The organism is Psychrobacter sp. 1Y10 (genome assembly GCF_052259005.1).
GTDB classification, from domain to species: Bacteria; Pseudomonadota; Gammaproteobacteria; order Pseudomonadales; family Moraxellaceae; genus Psychrobacter; species Psychrobacter saeujeotis.
The window spans coordinates 47,970-71,503 of sequence record NZ_JBQQES010000011.1 but is presented as its reverse complement, the minus strand read 5'-3'; the positions used below and the strand labels follow the sequence as shown (position 1 = coordinate 71,503).

Here is a 23,534-nt window from a genome sequence, read left to right as displayed (position 1 = left end):
CATGCTTGCACCGAACGCTTTTCAAGATAAGCACAAACAGACTCACTTTGTACAAACGCCAGCTATCAAAAATAGCTGGCGTTTTGGCGAGTTGTCGGCCACAGAGCTGCTACCAAAACTACAGCAGCATTTACTTGCACAAGATAGCAATGCAAACTGGCAATTAGTCTGGCTAAATAATGATGGACACCCTGTAATTGGCCTACTACCCAAAGTAAGCTGGTCTGTATACCCTGCTCATAATCAAACCTCTCATACACAGCTGCCTACTTATAGAGTAATAAAACACTGTCGCAGTGACGAGAATGCTATTACGACAGCATATATGAGTTATACCAAGTGGCAGGACGAGTTAATTGCTTATAGTCGAGCTCATGAGGCTAACAATACTGCTTCAAACTCTCTAAACACACCCTATGAGAAGCCAAATTATCATCACGGTTTAATAGGTTTTATTGGTTATGATATTGCCGCGCATGAGCTGAGTCCAGCGGCTAAAATTGAGCTGGCAGCGCAGCCTTGCGCTGTATTAGGACATTACGATATATACTTGACTCAATCTGTTACAGACAAAGCTGGCTGGACGTTAAATACTATAAAATCAGATGTTGATAGCCCACCAACAAACTTGGCAGTAGCTAAGCTTATATCGTATTTGGATGCATTAGACCTTGAGTTGTCTAATATAAAAACAACAGCCCAGGTTATTCACTGTCAACTAACGCCCTTAGTATTAAACGCACGGTGGCATAAAGGGGACTATTATAATGCTTTTGGAAAAACCCAAGACTATCTACAACAGGGCGATTGTTACCAAATCAATCTGACGCAAGCATGGCAGGGTTGTCTTCATAAGTTAGATGGCTCATATGACAATAACAGCTCTATGACGTCTCTTATCGATTACTTACCTGCCCTATACCAAAATACGCAAACACCATTTTCAGGCTACTTAGGAGCTCACAATCATTTAGATGATGAGAAAGCTGAGCGTTTGGTAGCTAATAATCATACTAAAAGCGTTAAAGAGCTTAACAACTCACCCTTAAGCTTTGAGATATTAAGCTGTTCACCTGAGCTGTTTTTTACTTTTATAAAAAATACAGCTACAGGCTCTCACCATATTATTACAAAGCCTATTAAAGGCACGCGTCCTAGAGGTAGCATTGACAAACAAGACTTAATGTTAAAGCAGCAACTCATTGACAGTGATAAAGATCGAGCTGAGAACGTTATGATTGTTGATTTATTGCGTAATGACTTAGGTAAATATGCCAAAACTGGCAGTGTGAAAGTGCCGCAGCTGTTCGCTATTGAAAGCTTTAGTAATGTCCATCATATGGTAAGTACCATCACCGCCGAGCTCAGAGTAGAGACTCACCCATTAGCCGTATTGTTTGGCAGTCTACCTGCAGGTTCAATCACTGGCACACCCAAAAAACGCGCCGTTGAAATTATTTCTGAATTAGAAACAGCACCGCGCGGTGCCTATTGTGGCACCATGGGCTATATGAATTTTGATGGAAGTGGACAGTGGAATGTACTCATTCGTACGTTGCAAGCTAATAGCTTAACAAATACCAAGACAGAGGTCAGCTTGTGGGCAGGCGGCGGTATCACTGTCGCGTCTGATCTTGAAGAAGAATATCAAGAGTGTCTCGACAAAGTGGGCAATCTACTAAACGTATTGAACCCATCAAACATCATATAAGAATTTGTACCAAATATTTCAGCATGCAAAATTCATATAGTGAACTCTGCTGTCAACTAATCATTTAATATCGTCCTGATGAAAACTTAGCCCATATTTGAGATAGTCTCACTATCTTCGCTATACGTTTGCATAGCGGTCAGTGCATCAATCAGGCGCTCATGCTGTGCTTGTGTACCAACAGTAATACGAAGATATTCTTGAATGCGCGGCTTATCAAAATGACGCACAATGATGCCTTGCTCGCGTAACTTAGCGGCCACTGCGCTTGCATTTCCATCTTTAGGACGAGCAAATACAAAGTTGGCATGCGATGGCAGTACTTGATAGCCAAGCGTTGTTAGCTGAGCCGTCAATGACTTGCGCAGATCAATGACTTGTTGGCGGGTTTGTTCAAAATAATTATTATCCAACACACTAGCAGTTGCGCCAGCTTGCGCAAGTTTGTCCAATGGATAACTGTTGAAGCTGTTTTTCATACGCGTCAACGCTTCGATTAATGAGGCATTACCAAAGGCCATACCCACACGTAGTCCAGCAAGTGATCGAGACTTTGAAAAGGTTTGAGTCACCAATAAATTATCAAACTCATTAATCAAACTGACTGCTGAAACTTGCGTGCCAGAATGGCTTTCATCTATACAAGCAAAGTCAATATAAGCTTCATCAATGACTATCACCGAATTAGAATGCTCGCTGGCAAGTTTACGAATATTAGCAAGCGATAATAATAGACCTGTTGGCGCATTGGGATTAGCAATAATAATACCGCTACAAGGCTGACGATAAGCATCGGGATCGATACTAAAATCATCTTCCAATGCAATCTGTACCAGCTCTACACCAAAAGTCTGCGCATAAACAGGATAAAAGCTATAGCTGATATCTGGTGCTAATACAGGACGTTCTTTTAGAAAAAAGCTGGCAAATACTAAAGCAAGAACTTCATCTGAGCCATTACCGACAAATACCTCGTTTATATCAAGATTATATAACTCGGCTAATGCTGCGCGCAGATCATCAGATTCAGGGGCTGGATACAGACGTAAATCGTAAGCCTGCTGCTCTAAGACGTTAGCAATGGCCTCCCCTACCTTCGGTGATGGTGGAAACGGGTTTTCGTTGGTATTCAGTTTACACAAATTGGCATGCTGAGGCTGCTCACCAGGGACGTAAGGTGACAAGTTACGTGCTTTAGACGACCAAAGTCTGGTATCAACTTTTTGTTCACTCATAAGTTATCCTACTAGTAGCTAAAAGGGTTGCAAGACCTAAAATGACAGTAATAATAATATTTTGTCGATATCTTATTAAATTCTATACAGCCTCAGTTATAACCACTATATATTTCTGATAAAGGGTTCTTTATATCCGCTATTCTGTCTATATAACGTCTATGTATAGGTATTTTACTGGTAACGATAACGAGCTGAGCGCGCATGAGCTTCTAAGTCTTCATGCTGCGCTAAAATGTCAGCGGTCTTAGCCAATGGCTTGCTACCGCCTTCACTACAATAAATGATAGATGATTTCTTTTGAAAGTCGTATACACCGAGCGGCGAAGAAAAACGCGCAGTCCCTGAGGTTGGTAGCACATGATTGGGCCCTGCACAGTAGTCACCGATTGCCTCAGGCGTATGACGTCCCATAAAGATAGCACCCGCATGACGAATATCATCGAGTAGCGTATCGGGGTCATCAACAGACAGCTCTAAATGCTCAGGCGCAATACGATTGATTAAAGCCATACCCTCGCTTCTATCTTTGACTAGAATAAGTGCGCCACGATTCTGTAATGAGTCGCGAGCGATATCTGCTTTTGGCAATTTTGCCAGTGCGTTTTCAATCTCTGTAGCGACTTGTGCTAACTGCTCGCTACTTGTCGTCACAAAAATCGCTTGGGCAATGCGATCATGCTCAGCTTGGGACAATAAGTCCATAGCTAACCAATCGGCACGGTCTTGCGCTTCACCTTCTGCATACACCAGCACTTCAGAGGGACCAGCTATCATATCGATCCCTACCTGCCCAAATACGGCTCGTTTGGCAGCTGCCACATACTTATTGCCAGGACCAGTAATTTTATCTACCGCTGGAATAGTTTTGGTACCATATGCTAACGCTGCCACGGCCTGAGCGCCACCAATCGTAAACACGCGATCGACTTGTGCCAAATGCGCGGCTGCCAATACTAAGGGGTTTAGTACGCCATTGGGAGCTGGTACAACCATGATAACTTCTGTGACGCCAGCGACTTTGGCAGGAATGGCGTTCATCAGTACAGAAGACGGATAAGATGCGAGCCCACCTGGCACATAAATACCCACGCGATCAAGTGGCGTGACTTTTTGACCTAAGCGATTACCTAACTCATCCTCATATTGCCATGTCTCTTGTATTTGGCGTTTGTGAAAACTTTGCACACGCGTCGCTGCTGTAGTCAGTGCCGTCTTTACTTTTTCGTCTAAATTATCAAAAGCTTCAGCGAGTGATTGTTTAGACAATTCTAACTCTTGTATCGTCGTTGCTGGATGCTGATCAAACTTTTGGGTTAATGCTAGCACCACCTTATCACCATCATGACGTACTTGAGTAATAATATCATCGACAGTCTTTAACAGATCAACATCGTTGACTGTCTCAAAGGCCAGCAGATCCTTCAATTGCTGTTCAAAATCGGTATCTTGGGTACTCAACTGGCGCATGATCTAATCCTGTGTTTAAGTCAAAAAGACTGCTGAGAAAGTAAAAATGATGAAAACAATCAAACCATAATAGTAGCTTCTAATAAATTAACTACAGCTAGTTTGGCTAAATGACAATGGAGTTTTCTCAGTAGTTATCTACTAAAAAACCAGTTTAGCACGCTATATTCATTATAGAACGCCAAACTGGTTTTAAAACTCACATAACATCCTTTTATATTATTAATAATAAGTATGATCTACGTTCAATATTGATCAACTATGTGATAATCAAGAAGCAGCCGCAATACTGATTTTAAAGCTCTCAAGAATCGGCTCGAGTAGCGCAAACTTACGCTTATAGCTGACTTGGTTGACGATCAAACGAGATGATACATCACAAATATGCTCACGCGGCTCTAGACCGTTCGCTCGTAGTGTATTGCCCGTATCGACCACATCAACGATTAGGTCTCCTAAACCGACTAATGGCGCAAGCTCCATAGAGCCATAAAGCTTGATCACGTCTACTTGCTGGCCTTGACTGGCAAAGTAGGCGCGGGCAACATTGACGTATTTGGTCGCAATACGCAGACGACGGTTAGGCAATGCTGCATCCTTTACGCCTGCCGTCATAAGCTTACATTGAGCAATTTTTAAGTCTAACAATTCATAGACATGATTGGCACCGTGTTCAAGAAGTACGTCTTTACCTGCTACCCCAAAATCAGCAGCGCCATGTTCTACATAGGTTGGCACATCACTAGCGCGTAGGATAAGTACACGCACGTTTGGGTTTGAGGTAGGGAAGATAAGCTTACGTGATGCATCAGGGTCTTCTAGTAAATCAACGCCAGCTGCCTGTAGTAGCGGCATTGTCTCTTCTAAAATACGACCTTTTGATAATGCTAAAGTGAGGCCATTAAACTCATTGTCTACTTCATTTAATAAGTCGTTAGTCTGTAAGCGTTCATTTTGCTCAGTCATAATGACAAGGTGTCCATATAGAATTAATGTCCCTAAAGGTTAGGGAGTGTGTTATACCGCTGATAAAAATAAGCGCCCTACGCAAGATATTATAAATCTAGTCGTTAGTATTGATACGCTCAATATTAACCCCTAAGGCTCGAAGTTTGTTTTCGACATCTTCGTAACCGCGATCAATATGATAAATACGGTCAATCAAACTCTCACCTTCAGCGGCAGATGCTGCCATTACCAATGACATCGATGCGCGTAAGTCCGTTGCCATGACTGGCGCCGCTGTAAAGTGCTCGATACCTTTGACCACTGCTGTATGACCATCTACCTGAATAGAGGCACCTAAACGATTGAGCTCAGGAACATGCATATAGCGATTTTCAAAGATGTTTTCGATAATGGTGCTTGTCCCATCTGCCAGACAACAAATTGCCATCAATTGAGCTTGCATGTCTGTGGGAAACCCAGGATGTGGCTGGGTACGAATATCAACAGGATGCGGACGTCCTGTCATCTGTGCACGTATCCAGTCCTCACCCGTTGTAATCGTCGCACCCATTGCCTCAAACTTCTCTAGCACCGGATATAGTAGTGCTGCATTGGTTTTTTTGGTCAGTACATCTCCGCGAGTCATCAAGGCGCCTGCTAAATACGAGCCCGTTTCAATGCGATCAGGGACCACTGAGTACTCACAACCTTGTAAGCGCTCTACCCCTTCAATAGTCATGGTCGCTGTACCAATACCGCTAATCTTAGCGCCCATTGCAACCAGCATATTGGCCAAATCAACCACCTCCGGCTCAAGTGCGCAGTTACCTAAGACGGTCGTGCCTTTGGCTAGTGCCGCTGCCATGATGACGTTTTCGGTACCACCAACGGTGATCATATCAAAAGAGAAGTTACAACCAATCAGCCTGCCACCTTTAGGAGCCTGGGCTTTGACGTAGCCGTTCTCTACAGTAATATGAGCGCCCATTGCCTCAAAGGCTTTTAGATGTTGATCAACGGGACGTGAGCCTATCGCACAGCCGCCCGGTAGTGAGACTTCTGCCTCACCAAAACGCGCCAGTAGCGGACCCAATACCAAAATCGATGCTCGCATTGTCTTGACAAGATCATAAGGTGCATAGAAATTGTCGATACTTTTGGTATCACAAGTGACGGTATCGCCTTGCTTTTGAATATTGATACCCATGCCAGCGATCAGCTTAATCAATGTACTCACATCTTGTAATGATGGCACGTTATGCAAGGTGGTGGGCGTCTCAGCTAATATCATAGCTGCAAGCAAAGGCAAAGCGGCATTTTTGGCGCCAGAGATAGTAACTTCCCCTGCGATACGACTACTACCGGTGATTAAAAACTGATCCATAAAAGTGACAACCTAGCTATATATGTGAAGAAGAATGCGATGAATAAAAATCAAAAGCTTGCATTATAAAAATAAGAACCGTTTAACCTTGAGACTGTGTTTCCCACTCAGCAGGCGTCAATGCTTGAATATTGAGCGCATGAATGTCACCGCTGGCAATCTTATCATTTACCAAGCCATAAATAGCTTGCTGTCGCTGTACCGCACGTTTGCCCTCAAAGCTGGCATCGACGACACGTACATCAAACTTATTGCCTTGATTGGCAGCTTGAATAAAAGCATCTGGGAAATGCTGCTGTAAAAATGCAATCAAATCATCAGCGTTCATGCTCATAAAAAATCCTATTATTGTATTAAAAGTAATGTTTGTATGGTCTATATAAGAAGGCTACGTCTCATATAAAGGCATTATTATAACAAGAGTTTGGTCATCTTACAGTATTGTCTACTCACAAGCATGAGTGTCAACTCTACAGCTGTTAGTCTATTTACTTTAACGTTTTGTTTAGATACGTTAATACTTGCGCACGTACGTCATTAACCCAGCGTAATGGTGGTGCCATCGCTCCGATACTCGTAGCATGACTGGCGCCTTTAATCTGGCCATTTTCAACCTTGGCGCCGTAGTCATTTAATGCTTGAGTCATTTTGATAGTATTTGTATCGTGCACGGTTTTGTCGTTTTCGGCAGTCAATAGTAAGTACGGCGGCTGCGTACCCTTTATTTGGCGATCAGGCATCACGTCATCTGGCGTATCATCGGCGCTAAAAGCAGTCACACTAGCAAACTTACGAAAGTCATAGCTATAGGGACCGGCAATACCAATAACGGCAGCGATATCGTTTGGTTTGATGCCGTAAGGTGTCAAAAAGTCTTCGTTAGAAACGGCAGCTACTGCATTGAACGCGCCAGCAGAATGACCAATGACAGCTAAGCGCTTAGGGTCGACATGAATACTTGAGGCGTTATTAATACTCCATGCAACTGCCTGTGCAGCGTCTTTAACGTAATCAGGGTATACATGCTCAGGAGCTTTTCGATAGTTGATGACTGCGGTCACGTAACCTGCTTGGGCTAAGCTTTGACCAACAAACGCATACTCATCTTTACTACCACTCTCCCACGAGCCCCCATGTACGAACACAACCATTGGATAAGTATCCACGATAGTGTTCCCGGCTTTCATACCCTGCGCCAACGGTTTTGGATAGTAAATATCCAAATCTTGTAACGGCTCATCGCCATATAATATATCTTTACTGACACCCACGCCACCGTTTGCAGTGATACCGTTCACCACAGCCAGCGCTGACAATGCTTGAGCCTGTTGGGTTGCAAAGGTAATAGCACCTACGGCTACTATACTTGCACCTATCAGCTTCAACTTATGGTTAGATGGCTTGCGGGCAGAGATGTCACTAGTTGACGCAGTCGTGTCCATTGCTTGTTGTGCATAATCAAAGTTTGAACCTTTCATTATTGTTATCCTTATTATTGCCAGCTCGTAGTTACCAAGAGGTTGACTGACATAGCGATTGATCCAAAGTTGTGACTAAGGATAGCTCTACCTTACGAAGCGCTCATAACACCAGCTAGCTTATGGATTTTGGTATAAATCAACATAAGGGCTAGAAGATGGTTGTTCAGTTAGGTCACCAGCTTCTGACGCACTATTATTCGCTACTGGCGTAGTGGGTGCTACGTTGCCCGCGGCCGTTGCAGGTTCGATCTCTCTGACAATAGGTCCTGCACCGGTTGCTTGCGTAGCAGCGTTTTTGGGCTCACTCTCTGACATAATGTCTGCGTCATTAATAGGCAAACCTCTATTGTCTACGACTGTCGTTAGTAAGACCAATTCAGTAATACCAGCAGTACTGTTGGCGATATCGATTAGATGGCTTTGCTGCGTGGGTGTCACTCTACCCATGATATAGACCACACCATCATTAGTCACAGCTTTTAATTGTGATGCTTTGACTGCATTATTAGCCGCAGTTTTAGCCATCAATTTTGATGTGATATAACCATCATGTACGGTTGAGCTATAACCTCTAGCGACACTGACATTTAGCTCGTTATAAACACGGCGAACATCGGGCATGGAGCCGACTACTTTTTCAATTTGCGTTTTTAGGGCCTCTGTTGGCACCTCGCCTGTAAGCAGGACCTCACTATAAAAGCTATCAATACTTATTCGGCTATTGGTTTGTAGATCTTCTTGTAAGCCATAAACATTGATCTTTGCTGTATGCTCGATACTACGATCGAGCAGACGTTGCGGGATGGTACGTTCCGTTACAGGTACCCCATAAGTCCCCTCAGTACTATTGGTTAAGTAATTGGTTGTACAGCCTGTACTAACCATGCTAGCCATTAAAACAGCACCTATCATCGCACGATTAATATCGACACGTGGTGTTTTATAAACGGATTTGAGTGTATACAACCTTGTCATTATCTTCCTCATCAAACACAGTCAGTATTTAAAATTTAGTATAAGGCCTAATAGCATTTGGCAAAATTTGTGTCGCTAGAACACAGTAAACATTATAATGATTTTATAGGTAATATTGTTTGTTATATCAGCCTTGTTGCATACAAAATCACAATCATAATAAGATCTAATCGTAATGATACTTAATGAAGATAGGGAGGTTCTACCTTGCTCTAAACACTATGCCAAACACTTTACTTAATTTTTATAATCAGCGGTTAGGTTTTTGGTAACGGCAACTTGTTGGATGAATACTCTACGTATCTTTCCAAACATCTTCTCTTTATTGGCCAACTAAATACGCTACCATGCTGTTGCCACAAACGCACCCAAAATCCACTCTGGCTGATACCGTAGTGCTGGACGTTCGATAAAACCGTCTTTATCATTGTTTTTATCGTTTGCATTGTGACTTATAACATTGCTCGTAGGACGTTCAATATCGTAAGCAATCACGTCAAATCGGCACTCAAATTGTGCATATTCTGGATATTGTTGCAAAAAGTATTTGGCAGTTTTGATAATTTTGCGCTGCTTGGCTTTGGTCACACTAAGTGCTGCATCACCAAAACTTGAACGTAGCCGCTGACGTACCTCAATAAATACCAACGTCGACCACGTTTGACCTGTTTCTAACATCACCAGATCAAGCTCACCTATTTTAGGTTGTTGCCAGTTTTGAGCGATAAGTATCAGACCCTGTTGTTGTAAAAACTGACAAGCCTGCTGTTCAAACACACTTCCCTGACGCTGCTTAGGAGACGTCAAAGTCAGTGGCCGATGGCCATTAGTTGGTTTAGCCATAGCGATAAGTAACCGTAAAAATAGTCAATTCAGATTAATCATAGCACAACATGATAAACTAACTACTTTTAGGTATTCAACATCACATTTGCGAGGTCTTCATGTCTACCCCTACTGCGATGCCAGCTTGTCTGTATATCGTTGCTACTCCAATTGGTAATTTAAGCGATATGACGCCGCATGCGATTGAAACTTTAAAAAATGTGGCTATTATTGCCTGTGAAGACACTCGCACTTCAGGGAAACTATTGGCGCATTTTGGTATCGACACCAAAGGCGACAATACCAATGATAAGCCTGTTAATAAAATTGACAATATTGATGCCACAGCAGACAATAAAAATCGCGGACATAATAAACTGTGGGCATATCATGAACACAACAGCGCTATCCAAACGCCCAAAATCATCGAGATGATCCAACAAGGGCATTCGGTCGCTTTAATTAGCGATGCAGGCACGCCACTGGTCAGCGATCCAGGTTATCAGTTGGTGCAGGCTGCGCATGCAGCTGATGTCAAAGTATCGCCTATTGTCGGTGCCTCAGCTGCGATTGCCGCGCTGTCAGTCGCCGGACTCCCTTCTGATCGCTTTAGCTTTATTGGCTTTTTGCCTGCAAAAACGCATGGTCGCCAAAAGCAGCTATCTGCGTTGAAATCACGTCCTGAGACACTCATATTTTATGAGGCACCGCATCGTATTGTGGCAAGCTTAGAAGATATGGTAGAAGTATTTGGTGCTGAGCGCGAAGTAACCTATTGTCGTGAGCTGACCAAAACTTTTGAGACCGTATATAAAACGACCCTTAGAAGTCTTGTTGACTTTGTTAAAGCCGATGATAATCAGCGGCGTGGTGAAATAGTTGTGGTCATTGCAGGAGTCAGCGTCGTACAGGACGACGATATCAGTGTCCATGACAAACTATTGCAGCGTTTACTAGAAGACATGTCCGTCAAAAAAGCGGCGTCTTTAGCTGCTGATATTACAGGTGTCAAAAAGAACGCTTTGTACCAGCGCCTTCTTGAGCTGCAAGCTTAGCAATCAATTGAATGGCTATTTTATTTTAATATTAAAAAGGGAGAGATAATACATGTACGATGTGATGGCGATAGGTAATGCCTTGGTTGACTATGAATTCGTGCTAAGTGATGAGGCATTGGAAGAGACTGAGCTGACCAAAGGCAATATGACTTTGGCAGGTCTTGAGGAGCAGCAGCAAGTACTGGCATTTTTAAAACTGGCAAACATTAAGCTATCAAAACAAGCGGGTGGTGGCTCAGCTGCCAATACTATGTTTACTTTTGCAAGCTTAGGCGGTAAACCTTTTTACGCTTGTCGTATAGGTGACGATATCCAAGGCACATTTTATCTAAAAGATTTAAACCAAGCAGGCGTGGCAACCTCATCTAAGTCAGTACATGAAGGCGGCGTGACAGGCTCTTGTGTGGTCGCTGTCACCCATGACGGTGAACGTACGATGCAAACCTATCTTGGTACATCCAGTGATATCACTGCTGATAATGTTGATTTTGACGCACTAACACAATCAGACTGGCTATATTTAGAAGGCTACTTGGCGATGTCTGAGAGCATTCAACCTGCCATGACCCAGCTCCGTCAACAAGCAGGGATTCATGATGCCAAAATTGCAGTCAGCTTTGCCGATCCAGCGGTGGTGAAGTTTGCAAAAGAAGGTTTACTTAATATGCTGGGTAACAAAGTTGCCGTAATATTCTGTAATAGTGAAGAAGCCCGACTGTTTACTGGAAAAAAACAACTCAAAGCTTCAGCACGTGGACTGCTTGAATACTGTCAGATAGCCGTGGTTACTGATGGGGCTAATGGTGCAATCATCGCTTGTAAGCCCGAAGAAAAAAACAGCGACATTATTATTCATGAAGTACCAACGCCCAAAGTGACCAATGTAATTGATACAAATGGAGCCGGTGATAACTATGCAGGTGCATTCTTATACGCCCTCTCACAGCAATATAGCCTACCGGAATGTGGTCGTCTTGCCAGCGAAGTCGCCAGTCAAGTCATTCAACAGTTTGGTCCGCGACTCGACTCCCAAGACTACAAAGACATTGCTTGCCGAGTACTGGTCGCCTAGATAAGCGTTGTTGACATTGTTAGTCCACTATAGAGCTCATACCGTTAGATCAATAAAAAAGCCCATATCATGATGATATGGGCTTTTTTGGGTGACGAACTGTTTTTAAACAGAGGCTGACGCTAATGCCTGTGCCAGATCTGCTTTTATATCCTCAATGTGTTCGATACCGATAGACAACCGCACCATGTCATTACTAACGCCCGCTTGCTCCAATTCTTGCTCGTTTAGCTGACGATGCGTCGTCGTCGCTGGATGACAGGCCAAAGACTTTGCATCGCCGATATTGACCAAGCGCGTGATCAGCTGCAACGCATCAATAAAGCGTGCCCCTGCTTCAAGACCACCTTTTACTCCGAAAGTCAAAATAGCAGATGGTGTGCCTTTCATATATTTTTTGGCAAGCTTATGCTCAGGATGATCAGGCAAGCCTGCATATTTCACCCAAGCAACCTCATCATGGTCACGCAGATATTCAGCAACGGCTTGTGCATTTTGTACGTGACGCTCCATACGTAAACTTAACGTCTCCATACCTTGCAAAATACTAAAGGCATTAAGGGGACTTAATGCTGCACCAGTATTACGTAGCGGTGCGACACGAGCACGAGCAATAAAGGCAGCCGCGCCCACATCTTTTACAAAGTTTACGCCATGATAACTGTCATCCGGGGTGTTTAATAGTGGAAAGCGCTCAGGATAATCACCCCACGCGAAGGTCCCACCATCAACGATAGCGCCACCAATTGAAGTACCAGTACCGCTCATATATTTGGTCAATGAATGAATGACGATATCAGCGCCGAACTCAAACGGACGACAGAGTGCTGGCGTCGCCACCGTATTATCAATCACTACAGGCACCCCATACTCGTGGGCGATATCACTGACCGCTTGAATATCGATAATATTGCCCAGCGGATTACCGATGCTTTCGGCAAAGACCATCTTGGTTTTATCATCGATCAAATGACGAATAGCCTCAGGGTCTTTGTGATCAAAAAAGCGAACTTCGATACCTTGGCGTGGTAGCGCATGAGCGAACAGATTATAAGTCCCGCCGTATAGAGTCGATACTGCAACAATATTGTCGCCTGCCTCACAGATGGTTTGAATGGCATAAGTGATGGCAGCCATACCAGAGGCGACCGCAAGTGCCCCAATACCGCCTTCAAGCGCTGCTACGCGCTCCTCTAGTACCGCATTGGTCGGATTCATAATACGGGTGTAGATATTCCCTGCAACCTTGAGGTCAAATAAGTCTGCCCCGTGCTGCGTATTATCAAAGGCATAGGAGCTGGTATGATAAATAGGCACTGCCACTGATTTGGTTGTCGGCTCAACAGTGTAACCTGCATGAATGGCAAGTGTCTCTAAGTGCGCAGTATTCTTTAGGTTATTGTCAGTATTATTCTCTGGTTGTCCATCACTCATCACATACTCCTTAACATTAATTGAAAACGTATTGAATAAAAATAATCTCTAAAAAAGCTATTTCCTAAATCATAGCAATAAAAAAAGCTGAGTTCATCATAACCCAGCTTCTTTATTAAAAGAATAGCCATTTATTCAGCGGCTAATGCCTGATATTCATAAGCAATAAGTTTAATAAGCTTTATTCATACCGTCTTTCACACTTATAGGTCACCAATTTACTATTAAATATTTACTTATAGTAGGCGTTTTCAGTAAGAGTATGATCCGTCTCGTCAACTACTTGGGTTAGCTCTGGTATTTGCTGCTTGAGCTGTACTTCAACCCCTTGACGCAAAGTCATATCGACAGCTGAACAACCTTGACAACCACCGCCAAATTTTAATACCGCAGTCAGGCCTACGCCTTCTTCTTCAATCAGTTCAAGCAGTTGTACATCACCACCATGCGCAGCCAAGCTTGGATTAATCTCAGACTGCAATACGTAGTTGATGCGTTCTTCAACACTGGCATCAGCACCGACTTTGGGCACTTTTGAGTTCGGTGCACGAAAAGTCAGCTGACCACCGAAACGGTCTTTATTATAATCAATGACTGCGTCTTCTAAATAAGGGACTGACGCCGCCTCAATAAAGGCCGAAAAATTCTCGTAATCGAATCGCAAATCAGCGCTGTCTTCTTCGCCTGGCTGATTGTATGCCATACAGCATTCTGCACGCGGTGTACCAGGATGCTCAACGAATATACGTACACCGATGCCATCAGTATCTTGCTTTGACAGCAGATCAGCCAAATAACCTTGCGCTGACTCGGTAATCGTAATATTGCTCTTGGTCTCAGCCTGTTCAGTGTCTAATGCTGACTCAAAGTCTGCAGACTGGTCTAATTGACCAGCAGTTTGGTTGTGCTCACTCATAAGGTTTCCTATGCGTTGTGACACAAATGCTATGTCTGTCATAGTTGCTGTGTCGTGAATTTTATAAACATAAATTTTATAAATGAAATAGATGAATTACTAAATACTGCAGTTTATCGTTGTATGAGCTTGGTTTGACTACAGTTTTAATAAAGTTATGACGACTATTATAACGCATTCAGATGATAATTCCGACTGCGCCACTATGATCTAACTATGACCGTCACAAATGGTTGCGATTGGTTTTTTAAATAATCAAATTTAAAAAGTAGAGGTCGTTAAGCCCTCGTGATAATACAAAACAAATAGAGTATGTGTTATAGCCTATATTAAGACTGTGTTGTTAATTATCAAGCGTTGGTAGACTCTTATGATAGACAAAATAAAATACGCAAAACGCTAATAAGAGCAGTGTTCCAATTTTTAACATGTTATTAATTTATCTGAACGATATTTATTTATGCTTTACTTAGTAATGATATTTTTTAAGAATCCCTAGTACCTATTTAATACCTATATCATTAGTACTTCTCCCAAACGACTTGTACGAGACCACTTTTATGATCACGAAAACGCTAAGTTTAATAGAGACTAAGGATGGTGAGCAAATTGCTATTTGGCGAATTATTGAAAGCATAAAGGTTAGTGAAACATCTGATGATAATGTTGCAGCTCATACCTCTATTGAAAGTATAAAGGTAGCTAAAACACAAAATATATTACTGACGCATGGTACGTTTTCGGACAAACACACCTGCTTAAAAATCGCAGAGTACTTAGCCGGTCTTGGTCATCACTGCTACATTATGGAATGGCGCGGACATGGTCACAGCTCAGTGCCAAAAGATAAATTTAACTTTGAAACCGTCGCAACTTATGACTTTGAAGCGACTTTTGGTTATTTATTTGATGAATTAGAGCTGGATAACTTACACTGCGTTACTCATAGCGGTGGCGGCGTTGGCTTGACCATGTTTTTAGTCCAAAACCCACGCTATATTGATAAAATCAATAGCATCACTATGTTTGCCTGCCAAGCGTTCGGGGCGGTCGTAAATGTCAAAAACTACACTAAAATACTAACAGCCAAATTACTTACCCGACTATTTGGCTACATCCCTGCAAAAAAACTCAAAATGGGCCCTATTAACGAAAGTTATTATACGATGAGTCAGTGGTTTGATTGGAACCTACAAAAGAACTTTAACAGCAGCTTTATTAAACAAAGTAATATTCAACAAGATGTGTTTGCAAAAAACATTATTGATAAAAGTACTGTGAATAAAGATGCTGAGAATGAAGTGACCAATGCTGATGACAGCTTTGATTATCGTCAGTATATGCCAATGATTACCACGCCTATCTATGCTATCAGTGCCAGAGGCGATAAATTCATATCACCCACTGCTGGCTGTCAGTTATTTTTCAATACTTTTAATAATCCTACTAACGTGTTTCGTGAATACTCAATCAGCCGTGGGGATTTGGACGACTATACTCATAGCCGTATTATGATTAGCCGCAACGCTGCTAAAGAGATATGGCCGACGGTTGTCGCATGGATTGATAAGCATGCGAAGTGATTGTTTATTTATCTTATTTATCGCCCCTATTACATCTAATCAAATGAACTTCACACCATATTAAGGACAAGTATCAAAATAAACTAACATCAGTAACGACACACCACTAAACATCTTTACACTTGTCAGCAACTCCTATGCTGTGTCAGTATTGGCGTCATTAAATTGTTTTCAATCAAAAAAATAAGTAGTAGGAAATTGGCATCTATGAGTGAATTGTCAGAGCAACATTTGGATAAGCAAGAGAGCAAACATTACCGCTATTTGGTATTTATTGGTCGTTTTCAGCCGTTCCATCGTGGCCATAAAGCCGTCATCGATGAAGCTTTAAAACGTGCTGATGAAGTTATCATGTTGATTGGTTCAGCCAACTTGCCGCGTAGTTTGCGCAATCCTTTCAGTGTCACTGAGCGTGCAGCGATGATTCAGGGCGCTTACTCAGCAGATGAAGCAGCTCGTATTCACTGCGTCGGCTTGGATGATGCACTCTATAATGACACGCGCTGGCTACAATATGTACAAGCAGGCGTCAAGTCTATCACCAGTGACTTAAATGCTGATATCGGTCTTATCGGTCACTCTAAAGACAGCTCTTCTTATTACTTGTCGCTATTTCCAAACTGGGCATCAGTTTCTGTGCCTAACTATCATAACTTATCTGCTACACCGATCCGTGATAGCTACCTAATGGGCGCAACCCCTACCCCTGAGCGTACACCTGAGTCTACTCGCAAAGTCTTAGATGAATTTAAAGAGACGAGTCATTATCAGCAGCTACACGAAGAAGCAGGCTTTATTGATAAGTATAAAAAACAGTGGGAATCCGCGCCTTACCCACCGACATTTATGACTGCTGACGCCTTGGTCGTACAGTCAGGACACATATTGTTGGTAGAGCGGCGCAGCATGCCGGGACGAGGGCTTTGGGCGCTGCCTGGTGGATTCCTTAATCCAAAAGAGACCTTATTTGACGCCTGCATCCGTGAGCTACGTGAAGAGACCCGTCTTAAAGTCCCTGAGCCTGTACTGCGAGGCTCTTGCCATAGTCAGCATACTTTCGATGACCCTTACCGCTCGGCACGCGGACGCACGCTTACCCAAGCCTTTTACTTTCAACTAAAGAATGACGCAAATGGCCTGCCAAAAGTAAAAGGTAGTGATGATGCTGTACACGCTTTTTGGTTACCCCTAGCCGAGCTTGATGCCACCATGATGTTTGAAGACCATTATGCGATTATCACTAAGATGGTTGGATTGTAATATAGTCAGTCCAACATGAAAAAGATACCGCGGAACTGGAATGAATTTTGCGCAGCCTCTGTCAGCGTAGGTACAGCAAGCCAGAAAAATTCATACCAGTTTTGTGTTATCAAATAATGCGTCCATTTTATTTAGTAACAGGTATAGCTCATCTAACTGACCGTTTAGTTCATTATTTAAGTGATTACTAACCGACAAAATTCTATATGATTTTATGAGCGTTCTTTCACAAATTTTTATTCTATAGGTTTTAGCGCCCAAGCTGATAGACGGCAAGGGCTAATCGTCGCAGCTGTTTTTTTATTAGCGCAGCTGCGACATATCAAAGCAGAGGAGTTCTGTGATGTACACCAGCAATTTGAACAATCTAATTCTTAACAGTGACAGCTATAAAACCTCACATTGGGTGCAATACCCAACTGGCAGTGAGTATCTGTCCAGCTATATCGAAGCTCGCGGTGGCGACTATGAGGTGGTGTTTTTCGGCTTACAAGCTTTTATTAAAGAATACTTAAGCACCCCTATTACTCATCAGGATATCGATGAAGCCGAAACGGTGATTCATGCTCACGGTCTAACGTTCAATCGTGCGGGATGGGAGCGTCTGGTCGATAAGCATGGCGGTTATTTACCTCTACGTATCGAGGCTGTGCCTGAAGGTAGCATCGTGCCTGTGTCCAACGTAGTCTGCCAAATTACCAATACTGATCCTGAGTTTTATTGGTTACCAAGCTATATCGAAACTGCCCTGCTGCGCGCCATCTGGTATCCTTCAACCGTCGCTAGTGTGTCACATTATTGCAAAGGTGTTATCCGCCGTGCGTTAGAAAAGTCTGCCGATAATTCAGAATCACTCATTTTCCGTTTGCATGATTTTGGCTCACGTGGCGCTTCTAGTCATGAGTCGGTAGCGCTCGGTAGCTTAGCGCATTTGGTTAATTTCGCTGGTACTGATTCTATGGCTGCTTTGGTTGCTGCTAGTCGTTGGTATCAAATGGGCAATGATATGCCAGCGTTCTCCATTCCTGCCGCTGAACACAGCACTATGACTGCCTGGGGCCGTGATGGAGAGGCCGCTGCTTTTGCCAATATGATTGAACAGTTCGGTGGCAAAAATAACGCCTTTTCAGTGGTCTCTGATAGCTATGACTTATGGAATGCCATTGATAATATCTGGGGCGATGCGTTAAAAGACGATGTCAAAAATATGGGTGGTACCTTGGTTATTCGACCAGACAGTGGCGAGCCGGCCAAAGTCGTACGTGAGGCACTGGAGCGCCTAGCAGTAAGGTTTGGTACCAGGCTTAACAGCAAAGGCTATAAAGTCTTGCCTGATTACGTACGTATCATCCAAGGCGACGGCATTAGCCCGCAAAGTTTAGGTAAAATCATCGATGTCGTGATGAAGGCTGGCTTTAGCGCAGAAAACATCACCTTTGGTATGGGCGGCGGCCTGTTGCAACAAGTCAATCGCGATACGATGAACTGGGCTATGAAAGCCAGCGCCATCTGTATCAATGGCGTATGGAAAGACATCTATAAAGACCCCGTCACCAGCCATTCTAAACGCTCAAAAAAAGGCCGCTTAGCGCTGATAAAAGACGATAACGGACAAATAAAAACCATAAAAATAGATGATTTAAATACTGATACAGCTAACCTGTTACGTGATGTCTATATCGATGGCAAACTGCTCGTGGAAGACAGTCTCACTAGTATACGGGAGCGCGCAGGATGGTAGCTCCTCTTAAAATGTCAGCCATTGCCAAAGATGTATTACTCGCCCCTATTTACTTATATCAAGGTCACAAAGTCAAACGCGACACTGTGCGCCTTCCTGAACCAGATGGCGAAAGACACGGTCATATTCAATTAGGTGACTCTCAATTACGTGACTCTGCTAAAATGGCAGTAAGTAAGATTACAAGAACGCTAAGCTTAATGATCGTTGGGGACTCTGCAGCCGCTGGTGTTGGTAGTTTAACGCAGCAAGAAGCGCTTGCTGGCAAGTTGATACCTGCCTTGCAGCAACAACCAGTCATTAACGCTCATTTCGATGCACTAAACTGGGAGTTGCAAGCGACAACGGGACATACCAGTTTCGATATTTTGCGCCGATTATATATTCTACCTACTCCCAGCCAGCCAGTTGATATTATGGTTTTGAGTGTCGGCGTTAATGATACGACCTCCAACGTCTCTACAGCAAAATGGCAACAGCAACTTGAGCAAATCATTACCATTGCTCAGCGTAAGTTTGGCGTACAAACACTTATTTTCTCAAGCCTACCACCGATGGCGCAGATGCCTGCTTTACCGTCACCGCTTAATAACTTTATCGGGGCAAAAGCCACGAAGCTCGACCAAGTATTGCAGGATGTTTGTGCCAAATATAATGATGTACATTATATGGCAGCAAACTTTACGCTAATGACAGAAAAGCATGCCAACGGTACCCCTATCGATAGCGCCACTATGTTTGCCAGCGACGGCTTTCATCCCAGTAGCTTAACGTATGGCTTTTGGGCACAGCAGTTGGCAGAGCTGATTGCGCAACTGCTTGAATCTCAGCTTGATGAGCATAGCAAATAAAAGCCTTTGTCCAATAAGCCACTTAAACTACGTTTAAAAAACGTAAAAAAACCGCTGAATTATCAGCGGTTTTTTATTACTTGGCAAAATAACTTGACGCAATAAGCGCAAATTACTCAGCAGAGTCAGCGGCTTTTTTACTACGGCCACCAAACGCGCCAAAGCGTTTGTTGAAGCTTGCAACACGACCTTCAGTAGAAGTTTTACGCTGCTCACCAGTATAAAAAGGATGCGATGCACTTGAGATATCAAGTGGATAATATGGGTATTCTTTACCTTCATATTCACGAGTCGCTTTAGTCTTAGCTGTTGAGCGCGTCAAAAAGAACACGTCAGCATTAGTATCATGGAACAAAACTTCTTGGTAATCAGGATGGATATCTTTACGCATAATAAGCTCTCTATGTCCGATGCATGCTTAACATCATTGACCAATGGTCAGATGATTGCATACGTAACTGAGGCACTAAGGACATGTACAAATCTGGCAACTGCGTCACTGGCTTATTCCAGCACTCAGCACCATATCTTTGCTCTCTTAGCCTTCCCCAGCGGGAAAATTAAACCGCGATTTTAACGGTTTTTGGTATTTGATGCAAGCAGCATGTAAGTCCTCAGTACTTATACTGCTAGCAACAATGAGCGCATAGTCCATGATATCACAGCTTCAAACAGCGCTATCATAATCGATGTCTCTACCTCGACTAATGGCGATCTGATAGAAAAAGTAGAATAAATTTAATTGCTTATTATCTGCTTTGGCCCAGCGCTGTACGTGACAAGCGTTTTATAAAAAAGACAGCCACTATGGTGACTGTCTTCTTATTATTTGCATTACGCTTTATTTGGTTGGAATAATATGCCAAACGCCAAGCTTATTGTCGCCGTCTTTGTCACCCACTTTGGTATCATTGGCATAAAAATATAATGGTTTACCATTCATGGCCCATTGATATTTACCGTCTTCACGTTGAAAAGCAGCAAACTGACCAGAAGCCTTGGCATTACTAGGTGCCATAAATGCAGGCCAAGCTACCAAGCAAGCACTACCACATTCTGATTTATTCATCGAATCTTTATCAAAAGTATATAAAGTCATATGATTGGTTGCATCAACCAGCATACCGTTTTTACTCGCCACTGGTACAGTGTTATTGCTCGTCGCTTGCACATCATGCATACCTGATGTGTCATTGCCAAATACGTTGTTTAACGTAGAGCACCCTGTGAGCGTCAAAACTCCTGTCAACGCAGACAACATAAGAATATTTTTCATCATAACTTCCTTGTAATTAAAAACAATATGGGTTCAAATTTATATGTCTCTTTTTACTTGTGGTCTTTTATCTTAGCGTTTGTTTAGCGATGTCTTTAACCATACAATATACGCCTAAATCCGACTGCAAGCGTCTCAATATAGCATACGCTACAAACCTGTCGTTTCCATTAGAATATAATTTTACAAAAGCGCCTTAAACTTACAAATTAATTAAAAACGTCCATTTTTTATTATTCAAATACCATATAGGTATTTTTTGATAAAGTTTTGATATTGCCTGCTCATTTAAAATGTCCTGTTTAAACCGTACATTCCATCACTGTTTGTTGACAAAATTAATGCATCAAATTACGTATTTACCGTCATGTTCATTACAGATTTTCGTAAAATAACACCATAGAATGTAAGTATGGCTAAACAATTAAAAACATGACTCTCACGACTTCATATATGTGTTGAACTTGGTAGTTAGCATACACATATCAGTACATACCATACATTCAACCAGATACTTCTAACGAAATTTTAACGAATACGCTGAATACGGTCTCAAGATGAGACTATCAAGGATATGACAACGACAATGACTCAAACTTTTATTAAAGATCAATCAAAATTAGCCTTAGGCGATGCTTTATCTCAGACAGCAAAGCTCAATACCCCTGCTAAACGTGTGGGTATATTAGGTGGTGGTACAGCAGGCGCAACGATTGCTATTCGTCTTGCAGCCTTAGGGCTTGAAACTTATTTGTTTGAAAAGAAAAAATCCTTAATTGACGGTCCGCCAATGTGCCATTTGCATGCAGGTGGCAACTTGTACCGCGAAATACCTGACGAAGACTGCGTCGCACTCCTTGAACAATGTATCGATATTTTGCGCCTTTATCCTTATACCATTGATGTACGCCCGACTGTATTTGCAGTGCCGACACGTGATGAAGGGCTACCTGAAGACTTATTGCCGCGCCTTGATATCTTAACAGACGCTTATCGTGAGCTTATCGCGCAAGATGCTAATAACAAAGTATTGGGCGAGCCTGACAATTACTATCAACTATATAGTCATGAAAAGATGATCGAGCTTTCTGAACAAGAGCAAGTTGCGGTACCAGAGACAGTTGATGAATGGATGATACCCGTTGCTAAATATTTGGACTTAAATAAAGTTAAGTTTCCACTGATTGTTGTACAAGAATATGGCTGGAACATTTTTCGTTTAGCAGCATCTGCGCAGCTAGCATTAGAAGAATACAATCATGCTCATGTCTTTACTGACACACAAGTTAAGCAAGTGATGCCAGTCGATTGTGAGAATTGTACAAATGCGGATCATCATGTTACCAAGTGGCGTATTGACTACCAGCAGGCTAATGCATCACAAACGGAAGCGGTTGAAGTCGACTACCTAGTGAATGCCTGTGGTTTTCGTACTGGAGTTATCGACGATATGGTCGGGGTTAAAGTCACGCGTATGGTTGAATTTAAATCCTCTTATATCACGCGCTGGGATGATGCAGGCGGGCAAATACCAGAGATTATTGTCTATGGTAATCGAGGCACACCAGAAGGTATGGCACAGCTCACGCCTTACCCAGATGGTTATTTTCAAATTCATGGTATGAGTAAGGCGATTACTTTGTTTAATGATGGTTTAGTTGCTTCTAATAAAGGTAGCGCCCAGCCTAAGTTACCGCAGCAATATGTACACTATATCGAAGATGGCTGGGACAAAGCCCCATTACAAGCACGTAGCCAGCAAGCGATTGAATATGTGGCTGAGTTTGTACCGACGTTTAATAGTGCACGTACCATTGGTAATGCGTTATATGGAGGACAACAAATCCCGGGCAAGGATGACACATTACGAGTGGCTGATGTAAGCTTATATTCTAATATACGCTACGCGCGCGCTGAAAACGTCAAAGCCTCATCAACCTTGATTGCCGCTGATCAGATCGTTCATGAATTAACACAGCTTGGACTGATCGCAAACGATACTGCTGAGGATCGTCGTCGTTATGCGCACGAATGGACTTATCTTGTACATAACGACAGTACAGCTGTTGATAATGTGGCACGCGTACTGGCTGAGGAGCGTGGGTTTCCTCAAGCTATGGCTGGTGTCAATCGCAGTATTCGTGAAGCCACTTTAGCAAATTTGGCGTCTAACACAATATAATATATCACTCCAACTCACACAGGTAAGAAAATACAAAAAAGGAGCAGATGACCAAATACTGGTTGTCTGCTCCTTTTTCTATCCTGCTATATAACTACTAATAATGAATACAGGCTATCTTACTTATCAATT

At 42.8% G+C, this 23,534-nt stretch carries 20 protein-coding genes; 8 read left to right on the top strand and 12 right to left on the bottom strand.

Annotation, left to right across the window (positions count from 1 at the left end; all coding sequences use genetic code 11):
• The first annotated feature begins 1 nt into the window (after nt 1).
• Complete coding sequence (locus ACTXGH_RS12865) at nt 2-1,711, top strand: anthranilate synthase component I family protein (RefSeq protein WP_439296993.1); 1,710 nt, start codon at nt 2-4, stop codon at nt 1,709-1,711.
• Nucleotides 1,712-1,797: 86 nt separating this feature from the next.
• On the opposite strand, the gene hisC is transcribed toward ACTXGH_RS12865, so the two are convergent.
• The 8 genes from hisC to ACTXGH_RS12825 form a co-directional block, all read right to left on the bottom strand.
• Nucleotides 1,798-2,946, bottom strand: a complete 1,149-nt coding sequence (gene hisC / locus ACTXGH_RS12860; RefSeq protein WP_439296994.1) for a histidinol-phosphate transaminase — start codon at nt 2,944-2,946, stop codon at nt 1,798-1,800.
• A gap of 174 nt (nt 2,947-3,120) precedes the next feature.
• Nucleotides 3,121-4,416 (bottom strand): histidinol dehydrogenase, encoded by a 1,296-nt coding sequence (hisD, locus tag ACTXGH_RS12855; RefSeq protein WP_439263478.1) that lies wholly within the window; start codon nt 4,414-4,416, stop codon nt 3,121-3,123.
• A 270-nt stretch (nt 4,417-4,686) separates the two neighbouring features.
• Nucleotides 4,687-5,382, bottom strand: coding sequence for an ATP phosphoribosyltransferase (gene hisG / locus ACTXGH_RS12850; RefSeq protein ID WP_439263480.1), 696 nt, complete (start codon nt 5,380-5,382; stop codon nt 4,687-4,689).
• A 97-nt stretch (nt 5,383-5,479) separates the two neighbouring features.
• Nucleotides 5,480-6,748 (bottom strand): UDP-N-acetylglucosamine 1-carboxyvinyltransferase, encoded by a 1,269-nt coding sequence (gene murA, locus ACTXGH_RS12845; RefSeq protein WP_439296995.1) that lies wholly within the window; start codon nt 6,746-6,748, stop codon nt 5,480-5,482.
• Between the two features lie 82 nt (nt 6,749-6,830).
• The gene (locus ACTXGH_RS12840) at nt 6,831-7,082 is read right to left on the bottom strand and encodes a BolA family protein (RefSeq protein WP_439296996.1); all 252 of its coding nucleotides are present in this window, start codon (nt 7,080-7,082) and stop codon (nt 6,831-6,833) included.
• A gap of 154 nt (nt 7,083-7,236) precedes the next feature.
• Nucleotides 7,237-8,226, bottom strand: a complete 990-nt coding sequence (locus ACTXGH_RS12835; protein ID WP_439296997.1) for an alpha/beta hydrolase — start codon at nt 8,224-8,226, stop codon at nt 7,237-7,239.
• A gap of 120 nt (nt 8,227-8,346) precedes the next feature.
• Nucleotides 8,347-9,204 (bottom strand): BON domain-containing protein, encoded by an 858-nt coding sequence (locus ACTXGH_RS12830; RefSeq protein WP_439296998.1) that lies wholly within the window; start codon nt 9,202-9,204, stop codon nt 8,347-8,349.
• 342 nt (nt 9,205-9,546) lie between these two features.
• Nucleotides 9,547-10,047 carry a YraN family protein gene (locus tag ACTXGH_RS12825; protein ID WP_439296999.1) on the bottom strand — a complete coding sequence of 167 codons (501 nt, stop codon included), beginning with the start codon at nt 10,045-10,047 and terminating at the stop codon, nt 9,547-9,549.
• A gap of 101 nt (nt 10,048-10,148) precedes the next feature.
• Here ACTXGH_RS12825 and rsmI point away from each other — a divergent pair, with 101 nt between their 5' ends.
• Nucleotides 10,149-11,084 (top strand): 16S rRNA (cytidine(1402)-2'-O)-methyltransferase, encoded by a 936-nt coding sequence (gene rsmI, locus ACTXGH_RS12820; RefSeq protein ID WP_439297000.1) that lies wholly within the window; start codon nt 10,149-10,151, stop codon nt 11,082-11,084.
• A gap of 52 nt (nt 11,085-11,136) precedes the next feature.
• Nucleotides 11,137-12,159, top strand: a complete 1,023-nt coding sequence (locus ACTXGH_RS12815; protein WP_439263493.1) for an adenosine kinase — start codon at nt 11,137-11,139, stop codon at nt 12,157-12,159.
• A 105-nt stretch (nt 12,160-12,264) separates the two neighbouring features.
• On the opposite strand, the gene ACTXGH_RS12810 is transcribed toward ACTXGH_RS12815, so the two are convergent.
• The gene (locus ACTXGH_RS12810) at nt 12,265-13,593 is read right to left on the bottom strand and encodes an O-acetylhomoserine aminocarboxypropyltransferase/cysteine synthase family protein (RefSeq protein ID WP_439297001.1); all 1,329 of its coding nucleotides are present in this window, start codon (nt 13,591-13,593) and stop codon (nt 12,265-12,267) included.
• Between the two features lie 232 nt (nt 13,594-13,825).
• Nucleotides 13,826-14,509, bottom strand: coding sequence for a Fe-S biogenesis protein NfuA (gene nfuA, locus ACTXGH_RS12805; protein WP_439263497.1), 684 nt, complete (start codon nt 14,507-14,509; stop codon nt 13,826-13,828).
• 560 nt (nt 14,510-15,069) lie between these two features.
• On the opposite strand from nfuA, the gene ACTXGH_RS12800 reads away from it, so the two are divergent.
• The 4 genes from ACTXGH_RS12800 to ACTXGH_RS12785 all read left to right on the top strand — a co-directional run bounded on the left by ACTXGH_RS12800 (nt 15,070) and on the right by ACTXGH_RS12785 (nt 19,944).
• Nucleotides 15,070-16,092: an alpha/beta fold hydrolase gene (locus ACTXGH_RS12800; RefSeq protein WP_439297002.1), complete on the top strand. Its 1,023-nt coding sequence runs from the start codon at nt 15,070-15,072 to the stop codon at nt 16,090-16,092.
• 207 nt (nt 16,093-16,299) lie between these two features.
• Entirely contained in the window at nt 16,300-17,352 is a 1,053-nt protein-coding gene (locus ACTXGH_RS12795) for a bifunctional nicotinamide-nucleotide adenylyltransferase/Nudix hydroxylase (protein ID WP_439297003.1), read from the top strand.
• Nucleotides 17,353-17,695: 343 nt separating this feature from the next.
• Nucleotides 17,696-19,093, top strand: coding sequence for a nicotinate phosphoribosyltransferase (locus tag ACTXGH_RS12790; RefSeq protein ID WP_439297004.1), 1,398 nt, complete (start codon nt 17,696-17,698; stop codon nt 19,091-19,093).
• Entirely contained in the window at nt 19,087-19,944 is an 858-nt protein-coding gene (locus tag ACTXGH_RS12785) for an SGNH/GDSL hydrolase family protein (protein WP_439297005.1), read from the top strand. Before ACTXGH_RS12790 ends, ACTXGH_RS12785 begins: the two co-directional genes overlap by 7 nt.
• A 112-nt stretch (nt 19,945-20,056) precedes the next feature.
• Here ACTXGH_RS12785 and ACTXGH_RS12780 read toward each other — a convergent pair whose 3' ends face one another.
• Together ACTXGH_RS12780 and ACTXGH_RS12775 are read right to left on the bottom strand one after the other, a co-directional pair.
• A complete protein-coding gene (locus tag ACTXGH_RS12780; protein WP_058369928.1) occupies nt 20,057-20,335 on the bottom strand; it encodes a type B 50S ribosomal protein L31 in 279 nt (92 codons plus the stop codon).
• 450 nt (nt 20,336-20,785) lie between these two features.
• A complete protein-coding gene (locus ACTXGH_RS12775; RefSeq protein WP_299221809.1) occupies nt 20,786-21,223 on the bottom strand; it encodes a COG4315 family predicted lipoprotein in 438 nt (145 codons plus the stop codon).
• Between the two features lie 583 nt (nt 21,224-21,806).
• On the opposite strand from ACTXGH_RS12775, the gene ACTXGH_RS12770 reads away from it, so the two are divergent.
• Nucleotides 21,807-23,402, top strand: a complete 1,596-nt coding sequence (locus ACTXGH_RS12770; protein WP_439263510.1) for an FAD-dependent oxidoreductase — start codon at nt 21,807-21,809, stop codon at nt 23,400-23,402.
• The last annotated feature ends 132 nt before the right edge of the window (nt 23,403-23,534 follow it).

Bases quoted from the DNA above. Each gene is read 5' to 3' on its own strand.
- ACTXGH_RS12865 (WP_439296993.1), top strand. From the start codon at position 2: ATGCTTGCACCGAACGCTTTTCAAGATAAGCACAAACAGACTCACTTT.
- hisC (WP_439296994.1), bottom strand. From the start codon at position 2,946: ATGAGTGAACAAAAAGTTGATACCAGACTTTGGTCGTCTAAAGCACGT.
- hisD (WP_439263478.1), bottom strand. From the start codon at position 4,416: ATGCGCCAGTTGAGTACCCAAGATACCGATTTTGAACAGCAATTGAAG.
- hisG (WP_439263480.1), bottom strand. From the start codon at position 5,382: ATGACTGAGCAAAATGAACGCTTACAGACTAACGACTTATTAAATGAA.
- murA (WP_439296995.1), bottom strand. From the start codon at position 6,748: ATGGATCAGTTTTTAATCACCGGTAGTAGTCGTATCGCAGGGGAAGTT.
- ACTXGH_RS12840 (WP_439296996.1), bottom strand. From the start codon at position 7,082: ATGAGCATGAACGCTGATGATTTGATTGCATTTTTACAGCAGCATTTC.
- ACTXGH_RS12835 (WP_439296997.1), bottom strand. From the start codon at position 8,226: ATGAAAGGTTCAAACTTTGATTATGCACAACAAGCAATGGACACGACT.
- ACTXGH_RS12830 (WP_439296998.1), bottom strand. From the start codon at position 9,204: ATGACAAGGTTGTATACACTCAAATCCGTTTATAAAACACCACGTGTC.
- ACTXGH_RS12825 (WP_439296999.1), bottom strand. From the start codon at position 10,047: ATGGCTAAACCAACTAATGGCCATCGGCCACTGACTTTGACGTCTCCT.
- rsmI (WP_439297000.1), top strand. From the start codon at position 10,149: ATGTCTACCCCTACTGCGATGCCAGCTTGTCTGTATATCGTTGCTACT.
- ACTXGH_RS12815 (WP_439263493.1), top strand. From the start codon at position 11,137: ATGTACGATGTGATGGCGATAGGTAATGCCTTGGTTGACTATGAATTC.
- ACTXGH_RS12810 (WP_439297001.1), bottom strand. From the start codon at position 13,593: ATGAGTGATGGACAACCAGAGAATAATACTGACAATAACCTAAAGAAT.
- nfuA (WP_439263497.1), bottom strand. From the start codon at position 14,509: ATGAGTGAGCACAACCAAACTGCTGGTCAATTAGACCAGTCTGCAGAC.
- ACTXGH_RS12800 (WP_439297002.1), top strand. From the start codon at position 15,070: ATGATCACGAAAACGCTAAGTTTAATAGAGACTAAGGATGGTGAGCAA.
- ACTXGH_RS12795 (WP_439297003.1), top strand. From the start codon at position 16,300: ATGAGTGAATTGTCAGAGCAACATTTGGATAAGCAAGAGAGCAAACAT.
- ACTXGH_RS12790 (WP_439297004.1), top strand. From the start codon at position 17,696: ATGTACACCAGCAATTTGAACAATCTAATTCTTAACAGTGACAGCTAT.
- ACTXGH_RS12785 (WP_439297005.1), top strand. From the start codon at position 19,087: ATGGTAGCTCCTCTTAAAATGTCAGCCATTGCCAAAGATGTATTACTC.
- ACTXGH_RS12780 (WP_058369928.1), bottom strand. From the start codon at position 20,335: ATGCGTAAAGATATCCATCCTGATTACCAAGAAGTTTTGTTCCATGAT.
- ACTXGH_RS12775 (WP_299221809.1), bottom strand. From the start codon at position 21,223: ATGATGAAAAATATTCTTATGTTGTCTGCGTTGACAGGAGTTTTGACG.
- ACTXGH_RS12770 (WP_439263510.1), top strand. From the start codon at position 21,807: ATGACTCAAACTTTTATTAAAGATCAATCAAAATTAGCCTTAGGCGAT.